Source organism: Prolixibacter sp. DSM 2831 (assembly GCF_056493735.1).
This window is the reverse complement of the sequence record NZ_CM151379.1, coordinates 4,314,680-4,327,801: the sequence shown is the minus strand read 5'-3', so window position 1 is coordinate 4,327,801 and position 13,122 is coordinate 4,314,680. Positions and strand designations below refer to the sequence as shown.

Genomic DNA, 13,122 nt, shown 5'->3' with positions numbered 1-13,122 from the left:
GGCCCGGAAATTTCCGGGCCTTTTTCTTATATAACTTCTTTTAGAGTTCTTTGATTTTAATGTTGCGGAACCAAACATCGTCACCGTGATCCTGCAGACCAATGTAACCTTCGGTAGCCACGTTTGCCCAGTCGGGGTTCAATGCCGGGAATTTAGAGTCGGCCACCAGTTTGTTCCATTCCGGAGTCCAGAGATGGTATTCAACAACGGTTTCGCCATTTTGCTTATGCACAATGGTACCCTTGTAACTGATAATTTCAATGGAGTTCCATTCACCAGCCGGCTTGGCATTTTGCGGTTTGGCCGGAATCAGGTCATACAGCGAACCAGCCTGACGGTTTCCGTCTTTACCCAATTTGGCATCGGGGTGACGCTCATTGTCCAGAATTTGCATTTCAGGAGCAGTTTCCCAGATATGATCTTTGGTCTCCTGTCCGAGATACATGATACCTGAGTTTCCGCCTTCCGAAATTTTCCAGTCGAGCTTCAGGTCAAAGTTGCCAAACTTCTTATCATAGATAATGTCACCACCGTCAACTGAGCCGGCTTCTCCACGACCGGAGCCGATGCAATGCAATGTTCCGTCAGCAACTTCCCAACCTGCCGGGAAGTGATCTTTTTTATATCCGCGCCATCCATCAGAGGTTTTTCCGTCGAACAACAGAACCCAACCGTCTTTCTTTTCTTGATCAGTTAATGTGTTGAGGGGAGCGGGTGCACTCTTTTCTACTTTTTCAGCAGTAGCTTTTTCGTCATTCGCTTTTTTCGATTGATTTTTACAGCCAGCAAAGGCGATGGTTGCAACCATCAGGAGCAAAACAATTTTTTTCATGAGTTGATGCTTTTGTTTGTTAGTGTTACGATTCAGTTTCCTCGCTAATTTAAAAATTTATTGATAAAAGGGATCGGTATTAAGGAACTTCTGTGGGTATTCAAAAATACTTTTATCCCTTAGTTTGTTAGTTCAATATGGTAAATATGCCTGCGCCACGTAAAAGATGTTTCGGTGAACACTTTTTCTGATACACAATCCTGTTTATTGTTAGGGGATGAGTGTTTTATACTTGCAAGAAATTAGGTTCGGTCGAATGGTCGGTTGACAAGCCCAAACTTGTGACCAATCACAAAAATAAGAAAAATTGAATGCATAAATTTTCTATACCCACGGTAATTCCATTAATTTGTTAGGTAAAATCGTTCTTAAAGCTGCAATTCATAACATTTCTTAATTACTATCATAAGGAATAAACTCCATCCAGCATGAGTAAAAAAGGAAAAAAGATTGGAATTCTGACGGCCGGTGGTGACTGCCCCGGGCTGAATGCTGCAATTCGCGGTGTAGGTAAAACTGCCATTGTAAAACACGGTATGGAAGTCTACGGATTTACTGCGGGTTACAGTGGGTTAATCAACAAGGAATATTTTAAGCTCGACGAGCCCAAAGTGTCCGGAATCATTACCCTTGGCGGGACGATTTTAGGAACTTCCCGGGAGAAGCCCTATAAGCTGGAAAAAGGAGAAGAGTTCAATGATAAACCAGATTTGATTCGACAAACTTATGAAGAGCTGGATCTCGATTGTGTGGTTTGTATCGGTGGTAATGGCACGATGAAAACTGCCAGTATGATGGCGAAAGAAGGTTTAAATGTCATCGGTATACCGAAAACCATTGACAACGATGTGTATGGAACGGATGTCACTTTCGGATTCGATTCTGCCGTTGGGATTGCTACTGAAGCCATCGACCGTTTGCACTCGACAGCCAACTCGCATCAACGTGCAATGGTTATCGAAGTAATGGGGCACCATGCCGGATGGATTGCATTGTACGCCGGAATGGCCGGTGGAGGTGACATCATCCTGATTCCGGAAATTGACTACCACATCGGCAAAGTGTGTAAAACCATCGAAGAACGTTTTGCTAAGGGAAAACCCTACTCGATTGTAGTGGTGGCCGAAGGAATTGATAAACCGAAAAAGATTTCGGCTGCGCGTTATGTTGTCGAAAATATTCAGACTTACACCGGCATCGAGGCGCGCGAAACCCGGCTGGGATATATCCAGCGAGGTGGAACGCCGTCGCCAATGGACCGAATTCTGGCAACTCAGTATGGAGCGTTTGCAACGGAACTGATTGCCGACGGAGCCTATAATAATATGGTGGCTGTTCGGAACAATGATTTAGCAGCTGTCCCGCTGGATGAGGTTGGCGGAAAATTGCGGTTAGTTGATCCGTCTGACCCACTGATTCTGAAAGGCCGGAATCTTGGAGTTTCGTTTGGAGACGAATAATTGATTCATCTTTTGATGGAAATGAAGATTGCCACGGTTCAGTTTGCGCCCGTTATAGGAGATACTGATGCGACGGTTGCCAGGCTTCGCTCTTTGTTGAAAGAGGCTGCAGCGGCCGATTTGGTCGTCCTTCCTGAACTGGCAAATTCAGGTTATGCATTTTCCTCACAGGAAGAAGCCTGGTCGCTTTCCGAATGCGTGGAAGAAAGCCATTTTCTTTCCTTCCTTACGGAAGAATGCAGGAAACACCAATTCGCGATTGCGACAGGATTTAACGAGCGATACGGTGACAAACTTTTCAATTCGGCTGTTTTACTCGATGCAGATGGTGTGATCGGTACGTACCGGAAAGCACATTTGTTTTTGAACGAGAAAGATATTTTTGAACCGGGAGACACAGGTTTTCCGGTTTTTTTGTTGGGTGAAGTGCGCGTGGGAATGCTAATTTGTTTCGACTGGGTTTTCCCCGAAGCCTGGAGAATCATGGGGCTGAAAGGAGCCGACATTGTTTGTCATCTCAGCAATTTGGTATTGCCCGGCCTGGCCCAAAGGACAGTTCCGGCACACGCCGTCACCAATCGGTATTTCGTCGCTTTAGCTAATCGAATCGGACAGGAGAGGGAGCTTACCTTTACGGGAAGCAGCCTGATTTGTGGAGTAAAAGGAGAAATACTAGCCGAAGCAGACGCTACTAAAGAGCAGGTGCTGATGACAACCATTGATCCGCTTCAGGCCCGTGACAAATCGTTGACAAATCGAAATAACTGGTTGCAAGACCGACGTCCGAAGTTGTACCGGGACGAAGGTCTGACAGACTAGTTTAGCTTATTCCTTTTTCTGCTGCGAGAAACGGGCCGCCAGGTAGGCCATGTTTCCAACAGAAGTTTCCAACGCTTTTTCGTCGATGTCGAAAGTGGGCGAGTGCAGTGATGCGGTTTCGCTGCTTCCGGGTTTCTTCACGCCAAAGCGGAAAAAGGCAACCGGAAATTGTTGCGAATAATAGGCAAAATCTTCGCAGGTCATTCGCAATCCCATGTCCTCCACTCTTTCTTTACCCAGATATTCGACGGCAAACTCGCGGGCCTGTTTGGTCACCTCGTGGTCGTTCATCAGCATGGGGTAGCCATGGTTGATTTGAAACTCACAGGTAGCTCCCATTCCTTCGGCTATTGCCTGGCCGATTTTTTGAATTCGTTCCTTCGCTTCGGCCCGCCAGGCTTCGTCCATGGTGCGGAACGTACCGGATACATTAACTTCATCGGGGATGATGTTTGTGGCCCCTTCGGCAATTACTCTTCCGAAAGAAAGCACCGATGGGATATCGGCCGGAGCGTTACGGCTCACTACTTGCTGCAGCGCAGTAATGATGTGTGCGGTTGTTAAAACAGTATCCGTCAGTTTGTGTGGCAAAGCTCCGTGTCCGCCTTTTCCCCTAACGGTGAAAAAGATTTCGTCGCCGGAAGCCATATACATTCCGGGTCGAAAACCAACATGTCCGGCTTCCATTTCCGGTAGCACATGTTGAGCCAGAATCAGTTCCGGTTTCGGATCGTTCAATGCTCCCGATTCCAACAACAGTTTTCCGCCTCCGGGGAATTGTTCTTCTCCCGGCTGGAAGATAAACAGGAGCGTACCGCGAAGTTTATGTTCCAGTTTCTTCAAGATTCGAATAACTCCCAATAAAGAGGCAGAGTGTGCATCGTGTCCGCAGGCATGCATCACGCCCCGGTTGAGCGAACAGTAACCCTGGTTGGAATTCTCGACAATAGGAAGGGCATCGATATCGGCGCGCAACGCAATCGTTCGTCCTCCCGGCAGTTTTCCGTCAAGCCGGGCAATGATACCGGTTTTGACAATTCCTGTCCGATAGGAAACACCTATTTCGTCCAATTGCTTTTGGATAAAATCGGAGGTTTCAAACTCTTCGAATGACAACTCGGGGTATTGGTGTAAGTGGCGACGGATAGCCACGGTGTCGTCGAAATATTGCTGTGCCAGTTGTTGTATCTCTTTCTTCAATTCCATCATTTTCCAAAAAACATTTTAGCTCCGACAATTAACAGGAATAACGCAAAGATTCGTCGCATCAACTTCTCGGGAACAGCAATCGAAAACTGTGCTCCAACCCAGGCACCCAAAACGAAGATCAAGGTAATGATAATGGCATATTTCCAGTTGATGAAACCCTGTTTTTGGTAAGCCATGGCTGCCAGAATCCCGGTAGGCGGTAAGAGGATAGCCAAACTGGTTCCCTGCGCGGTGTGTTGTTCCATTCCGAAGAGATAGACCAAAGCCGGAATCAGGACAATACCGCCGCCCACACCGAGTGCTCCACTAACGATCCCGGCGGTAAATCCGACCAGAACCAGCAACAAAACCTGCGATAGTTCCATAGATCATAGTTTTTGTCGAAGATACGAAATTCCCAAAGTACAACGTTATTAGAACGTAAAGAGCCGGACGCTGCCTACTTCCTAAATAGAATTAAAGAATGTTAAAACTGGTGCTTTTACAGGCCATTATCTGAAGTTGGTCTCAATAAGCGAATCATAATTTTATTAGTTTTGTTCAGATAAAATGTTGTATTATGAAGAGAACTGTTTCTGTTTTAGTATTATTTCTGTTCATGGCGGGTTTGAATTCGGCGGTCGCACAAAACCGGGCCACCATAAAATTCGATAACCTGGAACATAACTTTGGTACATTCAAGGAAGAACAAGGGAATGTATCGTATGATTTCAAATTTAAAAATACGGGTAACGCGCCTTTGATTGTTTCCTATGTGCGTTCTTCGTGTGGTTGTACAACCCCGGAATGGACACGGAAACCTGTGTCGCCCGGTGATGAGGGCCATATCAGGGTAACCTACAATCCGCGTAACCGTCCGGGAAATTTTACCAAGACGATTAGTATCTCCTCAAATGCAACGAATCCGATGGTGGTTCTGAAGATTCGCGGTAAGGTGATTCCCCGCGTGAAAACACCGGAAGAGCTTTATCCGCGTGAAGTAGGCTTGATCAGGATGCGTACCAATCATCTGGCTTTTGTGAAAATTAAAGATGATGAGGTCAGAACCGATAGTCTCCAATTCGTTAACCTGGGCGACAAGCCGGTGACGATTGGTGTGAAGCAGGCACCGTCATATCTGAAAGTGGACATTGTTCCGAAGACGGTACAACCTGGTAAAAAAGGCCATTTCGTGGTAACCTACGATGCCTCGAAAAAGAAAGAATATGGATTCGTGATTGACCGGATTTATCTGACAGAAAACGGTGAATCGAACTACAATTACTCCATCGGTGTCAGCGCTACGATCGTGGAAGATTTCTCCAAGTTGACTCCGAAGCAGTTAGCCAATTCGCCTAAAGTAGGGTTCGGCGAGCGCGTGTTTAATTTCGGCGAAATCAGCGAAGGACAGAAAGTGAATCATGTTTTCCAGATTAAGAATACCGGTAAGAGCGATTTGGTTATACATCGCATCCGGGCATCGTGTGGATGTACTGCCGTTACTCCGGCTACAACCGTTATTAAGCCGGGCCAAAGCACCGATTTGAAAGTCGTCTTTAACTCGCATGGCAAACGTGGTCGTCAGAACAAATCGATTACGGTTATTACGAATGATCCCGATCAGCCAACCACGATTTTACGGATTACCGGAAATGTGAAATCATAACCCGATTTAAAAATATTCATTAGGAGAACCTCCATTTTCATGGAGGTTTTTTTATGTTCGAATACGCTGGTTATTCCGTGTAAACGGGGTAAAAAATTGTAATTTCGCAGGAAAGTGAACAACAAATGAGCAAGGATAATCATCATAGCGATCACCCTGAAAACGATCCGAACTACCTTGGATTGAACGTAAATAAAGGAATTGAGCAGCCTGATTCGGTGAATGAAGATTCGGTAAAGCGGTTTCTGAAAAAACGAAAACGCAAATTACTTTCGGCGGATGAATATGTGAAAGGAATTCTGGATGGAAACCGGACTTTGCTGAGCCAGGCGGTAACGCTTATCGAAAGTAGTAATCCCGAACATCAACAGCTGGCGCAGGACATCATTATAAAATGTCTGCCGTTTGCCGGAAACTCAACCCGGTTGGGAATTACCGGTGTGCCCGGAGCAGGGAAAAGTACATTTATCGAGGCGTTGGGAAAGCACATCACCGGGAACGGTGGTAAACTGGCCGTTCTGGCTATCGACCCAAGTTCCGAGCGTTCGAAAGGTTCAATTCTTGGCGACAAAACCCGGATGGAAAGTTTGTCAGGTGATCCGAACGCTTACATCCGGCCCAGTCCTTCGGCAGGTTCGTTGGGCGGTGTAGCCCGGAAAACCCGCGAAACTATTGTCCTTTGTGAAGCAGCCGGCTTCGATACCATTTTCATCGAAACGGTGGGCGTGGGACAATCCGAAACTGCAGTGCACTCCATGGTCGACTTTTTCCTGCTGATTCAAATAGCCGGAGCCGGCGATGAGTTGCAGGGAATCAAGCGCGGCATCATCGAGATGTCTGATGCTATTGCCATTAACAAGGCTGATGGAAATAATATCGAGAAGGCCAACATGGCTGCTTCGCAGTTCCGTAATGCATTACACCTTTTCCCGCCCACCGAATCGGGATGGATTCCGAAGGTGCTGACCTGTTCGTCACTGGTAGGGACAGGTATTACCGAAATTTGGGACACCGTGAATGATTACACCGATCGGACCCGGAAGAATGGATTTTTCAATTATCGTCGCAGGGAACAGGCGAAATACTGGATGTACGAATCGGTAAACGAAACGCTGAGGAACAATTTTTACGGTAATCCGGAAATAAAAAAGCAGTTGGATGGGATGGAGAAAGCAGTACTGAGTGACGAGATCAGTTCGTTTGTTGCCGCCCGACGGTTGCTTGATATCTACTTCAAAACGTTTGAGAATAACGATAAAAAGCCGGAATAGCTTTGCTTGAGGAGATCGTTTCATCGCCTGAAAGTCAGGGAATATTGATGGGTAAGTTATGTAATGCAGGAATTTCAGAACCGTTTTCCTGATTCAGATCTTTTGATAACTTTGTTTATCACATTGAAATATGTTCAAGTATTGTTTCGTTAGAGTAAGAAAATATCTGATAGAAGGATAATATACGCAACTATGAAAAAAATGAATGGAATGAAAAAACTCCTGTTTTTGCTGCTTGCCCTGGCTGTTTTCGCAGCTTGTTCGTCACCCGATGGATTTACCATTAAAGGAAATATCCAGGGGCAGGATTCCGGCGAAGTGGCTTTGTTAAAATATGACGGCACCAAGTGGAATGTGGAAGACACCACCAAGCTTGACAATGGAAACTTTGTGCTGAAAGGTAAAACCGATTTGCCAGAATTGCGCGTAATCCGATTGGGGCAGAAAAAACTGGTTTCTCAGTTTTTTGCTGAAAACGGAAAAATAGATGTACAGGCTTACGCCGATAGTTTGGATAAAACGGTCGTAACCGGTTCGAAATCAAACGATGTTTTTTCTCAGTTTACAGACGAGATGAAACGTCTTTCCGGTGAGGCTAAAGATATTCAGCAGCGATATGCCAAAGCCCGCATGAGCGGTGATGAGGATGGCATGAAGAAAGCGCAGATTGATATCGAGGCTATGGTGGACAACCAAAAAGTGTTTGCCAAGAATTTTATCCGCGAGCATAAAAACAGCACGGTAGCTCCATTCGTTGCTTTATGGCAGTTTGGTCAGAATGCCACTTATCAGGATTTGGATACCCTGGTTGCTTACTTCGACCCGTCCATTAAGCAATCGATCTATGTGAAAGAGCTGCAGAAAATGGCCGATCAGCGTCGCGTAACCGGAATTGGTGCCGTGGCTCCTGATTTTACCATGAATGATCCGGATGGAAACCCATTTACATTGTCGTCACTCCGCGGAAAATATGTACTGCTCGACTTTTGGGCATCATGGTGTGCTCCCTGTCGTCAGGAAAATCCCAACGTGGTAAAAGAGTACAACAAGTACAAGGATAAAGGCTTCACTGTTTTGGGTGTATCGCTTGATCGCGATCACGACGCCTGGGTGAAAGCCATTAAGGATGATCATTTGACCTGGCATCATGTTTCTGACCTGCAATACTGGAACAACAAAGTAGCCAAAGAATACGGTGTAACGAGTATTCCGCACTCTTTGTTATTGGATAAAGACGGAAAAATTATTGCTAAGAATCTTCGTGGTCAGGCTTTGGATGATAAGCTGAAAGAAATTTTTGGAGAATAAAATATTTATGCTGGCAAAAAGCCGTTCCGCTAGGGGCGGCTTTTTTTGCTTACGGCTTCCCCGAACATAACGAACTTTTCTTTGTTGGAAGAAGTGTAAAATTTTTTTCCGGAAAACGATTGATAAAAAAATGAACTACGATCTTTTAGTAATAGGAAGTGGTCCGGGCGGATATGTTGCCGCTATCAGGGCTTCGCAGCTCGGTTTAAAAGTAGCTGTAGTTGAGAAAGAAAACGTGGGTGGAATCTGCCTGAACTGGGGATGTATTCCGACCAAATCGTTGCTGAAAAGCGCGCAGGTTTTCGAATATACCAAACATGCAGCCGATTATGGTGTAGCTATCGATGGCGATATCAAGGCCGACTTTACCGGTATGGTAAAACGAAGTCGTGATGTAGCCGGAGGCATGAGCAACGGCGTTCAGTTTCTTTTCAAGAAGAATAAAATTGAAAAGATTGAAGGTTTTGGAAAGCTGGTTGCCAAAAACACCGTTGAGGTAACCGACAGCAAAGGGAAAAAAGAAAAGTATACAGCCAAGCACATCCTGCTGGCCACAGGTGCTCACTCGAAGCAGCTGCCTAACCTGCCGCAGGACGGTAAAAAAATTATCGGTTACCGCCAGGCTCTCTCACTCGAGAAACAACCCGAAAGCATGGTGGTTGTTGGCTCCGGAGCTATTGGAAGCGAGTTCGCCTATTTCTATTCCGCTATCGGAACCAAAGTAACTTTGGTCGAATTCATGCCGACCCTGGTTCCGAATGAAGACGCTGATGTAGCTGCTCAGCTTGGACGCTCGTTCAAAAAGATGGGCATGAAAGTAATGGTCAATTCTTCGGTTGAAAAGGTCGATACTTCGGGTAAGAAGTGTAAGGTGACCGTGAAAACCAAGAAAGGCGAAGAGCAGATTGAAGCCGACATCGTACTTTCAGCGGTTGGTATCGAGGCAAACCTCGAAGGCATTGGTCTGGAAGAGATGAAGATTGCTACCGAGAAAGGTAAAATCAAAGTCGACGACTATTACCGCACGAACGTAGAAGGTGTTTACGCTATCGGTGATATTGTTCACGGACCAGCATTGGCACACGTGGCTTCCGCCGAAGGTATTATCTGTGTTGAGAAGATTGCCGGTGAAAATCCGCAGCCGCTCGATTACGGAAATATCCCGGCCAACACGTACACCTCGCCTGAAATTGCTTCGGTCGGTATGACCGAGAAAGCTGCGAAGGAAGCTGGTTACGAACTGAAAGTCGGTAAATTCCCGTTCACGGCATCTGGTAAAGCGAAATCGGCCGGTGCTGCTGATGGGTTTGTGAAGCTGATTTTCGACGCCAAGTATGGCGAATTGCTCGGCGCTCACCTGATTGGTGCCAACGTAACCGAAATGATTGCCGAGCTGGTAGTAGCCCGCAAGCTGGAAATTACCGGTCACGAGCTCATCAAATCGGTTCACCCGCACCCAACCATGAGCGAAGCGGTGATGGAAGCTGCAGCTGCCGCTTTCGACGAGGTGATCCACATCTAAGCAGAGATTTCATTTTATCGAGATACGAACCCTCCGGTTACTGCCATACCGGAGGGTTTTTTGTTTTTATGTTTTAGCCTGATGTGTTATTTGCGCGTGCAGATATTGTAATGATTTGCTATTCCCCGATACCTACCTACCGTGACTAGCAAAATAAAAAGAAGAGAATCGTTTGTTTCGTTCCATACGTGATGAATGTCGCCAGACATAAATTTTCATATAACTATATTTACCCTTCAACTTTAAACAAAACGATAAGTGAATATGATGAAAAAACTGACATTGCTGGTGTTGCTCGGGGTGTGGGTTGCTAACGCGGCCTGGGCTCAATCGGGGGCACTGACAGCAGACCAACTACAGAAGATCAGACAATCGTACAAGGAAGATTCGTACACCAAAGCGATGGAAAATGCGCTTTCGAACAACGACATTAATAAGCTGGCGCTTAACCGCGACAATGTGGACAAAGTTGACCAGCATTTTAAATACAAGGTGGATGACATTTCCGGCATCACCGATCAAAAGGGATCGGGGCGTTGCTGGATGTTTACCTCGCTGAATATCTTCCGGCCGGTGGCCATGCGGCATTTTAACGTCGAAAAGTTTGAGTTCTCGGAGAATTACCTCTACTTCTACGATATTTTCGAGAAGGCCAATCTGTTCCTGAACAATGTGGTTGCCAGCGCTGACCTTCCGTTTACGAGCCGGAAGGTGAACTGGTATTTCAAATCGCCGGTAGACGACGGTGGCGTTTGGAACTCGTTTGTCAACCTGGTGAACAAGTACGGCATGGTTCCCAAGAGTGTCATGCCCGAAACTCATTCGAGCGAGAACACCCGGAAGATGGTGAAGTTCATCGTGACCAAGTTGCGTCAGGATGGATTGGAACTCCGCCAGATGGTAGCCGACAAAAAATCGAAAACCGACATCGAGAACCGCCGGGTAGAAATGCTGGAAGGCGTTTACCGGATGCTGGCCCTGAACCTGGGAAATCCGCCGGAACAGTTCCGCTGGAGATACAAGGATAAAGACGGTAATCTCTCGGAATACAAAAACTACACACCGCAGCAATTCCGCGATGAAGTTTTGGGCGACATCAAACTGTCGGATTACGTCATGCTGATGAACGACCCGACGCGCCCGTATTACAAACACTACGAAATCGAGAATTACCGCAATACCGAAGAAGGCATCAACTGGAACTACGTGAACCTTCCCAATGATGTTATCAAGCAGTTTGCCATCGAGTCGATTAAAAACAACGAACCGATGTATGCTTCCTGCGATGTTGGCGCTTTCTACGTAAAAGGTTCAGGCGTATTGTCTACTGAGAATTACGACTACGGATCGGTTTACGGAGTGAAATTCGGCATGGATAAGAAGCAGCGTATTTTGACTGGCGAGAGTGGTTCTTCACACGGAATGGCGCTGATTGCCGTTGATGTGAACGACCAGGGAAAACCCACCAAGTGGCAGTTTGAAAACAGCTGGGGCCCGGATTCTGATTACCACGGCTACCTGACGTTTACCGACAACTGGTTCAACCAATACATGTTCCGGTTCGTCATTAACAAAAAATATCTCGATAGCAAAACATTGAAAGCCTGGAGCGAAAAAGCAGAAATGCTGCCGCCGTGGGACCCGATGTTCTGATAGGAAATAAAAAAATGAAGGGACGACTCATTGGGGCCGTCCCTTTTTTGTGCCTAAAAACACAGAGGTATGAATAAAAAATCTGGTTAGTTGCCGGGCCTGGTGTGATCCCTCTTAACTTTCTGTCTCCGGGTCCGACAGTTGCCCCATAAACAAAATAGCCCCGGTATCTTCTTCCGTAATGAAGAAAAGGAAAGGATGGTCGGCATGAAACTCCACAGCCGAAGGCCCAATGGAATTAAGACTAATTCCCACTGATGTGGAAGCAGCCGCCTCCGTTCCTTCCTCGTTTACTTCAATAAATGTCTTATGTTTCACTTTGCTGATGTATAATCTTCCGTCGCTGTTGATATTTGTGAAGTCTGCCTCGGATTGCGAAAAGGCTTTGGGCATTCCCAAGGAGGCCAGCACGTCTTTCAGTCCGGTTTCCCACGAAAAGGTGAATTTGGGCAGCCAAACATCCAGTTCCACCGGTTGGCTCATTCCTTTCAAATAAGTCTGCCATGAATCGGCGTCCAGCGATTGCAATATCTCGGTATTTGATACCCCTTCGTTGGGCAGCATTACGAGCATCCTGAATTTCCCCCGTCCGTAAGGAAAAGCCGCCATCCGAAATTTGTTGGTCGCCAGGTACGACAGCTTCAGGTGTTTCCGCATCATCGGAACGTTGACTGTGTTGTCATCGGTCAGTGTGAATGGCTTATTCTGTGTGGCATCCGAATCGAATTTCTCGGCCCAGCTTCCTTTGAAATAAATGGCATTCAACAGGTACATCACATCATTCGGATCGATGTTGGTCACCATTTTCTGAATCCGATCGTGCGTTTTCCGGCTGACCCAATCATTGATTTGATTCACGGCAGTGTTATCAAAGGGAAGTCGGGTAACTTCCGCGTCGTAATAGTCGTTATTGACTTTGATGAACTTTTCCAGTACATCAAAATTTTTCCGAATCCAGATGGAATTGGCAATATCGAGGTCGACGCTGGTGTCGCAATTCCGCAAAGCGGGAATTAATTTCTGGTAGGCAGAGTTAATATCATCCGTCGTAAATCCGCTTGACGACAATACCTGCTCCATTTCGGTACGGGTATCACCATTGGCTCCGTTGAGGGCCATGCTCAGGGCACTTGAAATACTTAATGGTGATATCATCAGGTTGGTGCCGGCTTCACTGTTTTCAATCAATGTGCCGAACAGGTTAAAGCCAAACTGATTATCTGAATTGACTATTTCAGTCGACTTCTCATCGAGTTTGATGTCGGTTCCGGGTGTATTATCATTCGCCCCGGAAGAACAACCGGTCATCGACACCGGCAATAGAATCAGGGTAACTAGTTTTGTTAACTTCATGGCCTGGCATTTTGGAATTAGATGGGAGGAAAGCATAATTGGTTGCGTAG

At 46.3% G+C, this 13,122-nt stretch carries 11 protein-coding genes; 7 read left to right on the top strand and 4 right to left on the bottom strand.

Going from position 1 to position 13,122, the window contains the following annotated elements; all coding sequences use genetic code 11:
- Positions 1 to 40: 40 nt before the first annotated feature.
- Positions 41 to 832, bottom strand: coding sequence for a 3-keto-disaccharide hydrolase (locus AC060N_RS17895; protein WP_479524928.1), 792 nt, complete (start codon positions 830 to 832; stop codon positions 41 to 43).
- Between the two features lie 428 nt (positions 833 to 1,260).
- Between AC060N_RS17895 and AC060N_RS17890 the strand changes: the two genes are divergently transcribed.
- Positions 1,261 to 2,292, top strand: a complete 1,032-nt coding sequence (locus AC060N_RS17890) for an ATP-dependent 6-phosphofructokinase (protein ID WP_153640346.1) — start codon at positions 1,261 to 1,263, stop codon at positions 2,290 to 2,292.
- Positions 2,293 to 2,307: 15 nt separating this feature from the next.
- Positions 2,308 to 3,111: a nitrilase-related carbon-nitrogen hydrolase gene (locus tag AC060N_RS17885; protein WP_228492020.1), complete on the top strand. Its 804-nt coding sequence runs from the start codon at positions 2,308 to 2,310 to the stop codon at positions 3,109 to 3,111.
- A 6-nt stretch (positions 3,112 to 3,117) separates the two neighbouring features.
- Here the strand turns inward: AC060N_RS17885 and AC060N_RS17880 are convergent, their stop codons facing one another.
- Together AC060N_RS17880 and AC060N_RS17875 are read right to left on the bottom strand one after the other, a co-directional pair.
- Complete coding sequence (locus AC060N_RS17880) at positions 3,118 to 4,320, bottom strand: M20 metallopeptidase family protein (protein ID WP_479524927.1); 1,203 nt, start codon at positions 4,318 to 4,320, stop codon at positions 3,118 to 3,120.
- Positions 4,317 to 4,685: a sulfite exporter TauE/SafE family protein gene (locus tag AC060N_RS17875; protein ID WP_106540461.1), complete on the bottom strand. Its 369-nt coding sequence runs from the start codon at positions 4,683 to 4,685 to the stop codon at positions 4,317 to 4,319. The genes AC060N_RS17880 and AC060N_RS17875 overlap by 4 nt, the downstream gene beginning before the upstream one ends.
- A 194-nt stretch (positions 4,686 to 4,879) precedes the next feature.
- Between AC060N_RS17875 and AC060N_RS17870 the strand changes: the two genes are divergently transcribed.
- The 5 genes from AC060N_RS17870 to AC060N_RS17850 all read left to right on the top strand — a co-directional run bounded on the left by AC060N_RS17870 (position 4,880) and on the right by AC060N_RS17850 (position 11,719).
- Positions 4,880 to 5,965 carry a DUF1573 domain-containing protein gene (locus AC060N_RS17870; RefSeq protein WP_479524926.1) on the top strand — a complete coding sequence of 362 codons (1,086 nt, stop codon included), beginning with the start codon at positions 4,880 to 4,882 and terminating at the stop codon, positions 5,963 to 5,965.
- A gap of 125 nt (positions 5,966 to 6,090) precedes the next feature.
- On the top strand, positions 6,091 to 7,236 hold the full coding sequence (meaB, locus tag AC060N_RS17865; RefSeq protein ID WP_479524925.1) for a methylmalonyl Co-A mutase-associated GTPase MeaB: 1,146 nt from the start codon (positions 6,091 to 6,093) through the stop codon (positions 7,234 to 7,236).
- Between the two features lie 210 nt (positions 7,237 to 7,446).
- Positions 7,447 to 8,544 (top strand): redoxin domain-containing protein, encoded by a 1,098-nt coding sequence (locus tag AC060N_RS17860; protein ID WP_479524924.1) that lies wholly within the window; start codon positions 7,447 to 7,449, stop codon positions 8,542 to 8,544.
- Positions 8,545 to 8,674: 130 nt separating this feature from the next.
- Positions 8,675 to 10,066, top strand: coding sequence for a dihydrolipoyl dehydrogenase (gene lpdA / locus AC060N_RS17855; protein WP_479524923.1), 1,392 nt, complete (start codon positions 8,675 to 8,677; stop codon positions 10,064 to 10,066).
- 264 nt (positions 10,067 to 10,330) lie between these two features.
- Positions 10,331 to 11,719, top strand: a complete 1,389-nt coding sequence (locus AC060N_RS17850) for a C1 family peptidase (protein WP_479524922.1) — start codon at positions 10,331 to 10,333, stop codon at positions 11,717 to 11,719.
- Between the two features lie 114 nt (positions 11,720 to 11,833).
- Here AC060N_RS17850 and AC060N_RS17845 read toward each other — a convergent pair whose 3' ends face one another.
- Entirely contained in the window at positions 11,834 to 13,072 is a 1,239-nt protein-coding gene (locus tag AC060N_RS17845; protein WP_479524921.1) for a serpin family protein, read from the bottom strand.
- Between the last annotated feature and the right edge of the window lie 50 nt (positions 13,073 to 13,122).

Bases quoted from the DNA above. Each gene is read 5' to 3' on its own strand.
- AC060N_RS17895 (WP_479524928.1), bottom strand. From the start codon at position 832: ATGAAAAAAATTGTTTTGCTCCTGATGGTTGCAACCATCGCCTTTGCT.
- AC060N_RS17890 (WP_153640346.1), top strand. From the start codon at position 1,261: ATGAGTAAAAAAGGAAAAAAGATTGGAATTCTGACGGCCGGTGGTGAC.
- AC060N_RS17885 (WP_228492020.1), top strand. From the start codon at position 2,308: ATGGAAATGAAGATTGCCACGGTTCAGTTTGCGCCCGTTATAGGAGAT.
- AC060N_RS17880 (WP_479524927.1), bottom strand. From the start codon at position 4,320: ATGATGGAATTGAAGAAAGAGATACAACAACTGGCACAGCAATATTTC.
- AC060N_RS17875 (WP_106540461.1), bottom strand. From the start codon at position 4,685: ATGGAACTATCGCAGGTTTTGTTGCTGGTTCTGGTCGGATTTACCGCC.
- AC060N_RS17870 (WP_479524926.1), top strand. From the start codon at position 4,880: ATGAAGAGAACTGTTTCTGTTTTAGTATTATTTCTGTTCATGGCGGGT.
- meaB (WP_479524925.1), top strand. From the start codon at position 6,091: ATGAGCAAGGATAATCATCATAGCGATCACCCTGAAAACGATCCGAAC.
- AC060N_RS17860 (WP_479524924.1), top strand. From the start codon at position 7,447: ATGAAAAAACTCCTGTTTTTGCTGCTTGCCCTGGCTGTTTTCGCAGCT.
- lpdA (WP_479524923.1), top strand. From the start codon at position 8,675: ATGAACTACGATCTTTTAGTAATAGGAAGTGGTCCGGGCGGATATGTT.
- AC060N_RS17850 (WP_479524922.1), top strand. From the start codon at position 10,331: ATGATGAAAAAACTGACATTGCTGGTGTTGCTCGGGGTGTGGGTTGCT.
- AC060N_RS17845 (WP_479524921.1), bottom strand. From the start codon at position 13,072: ATGAAGTTAACAAAACTAGTTACCCTGATTCTATTGCCGGTGTCGATG.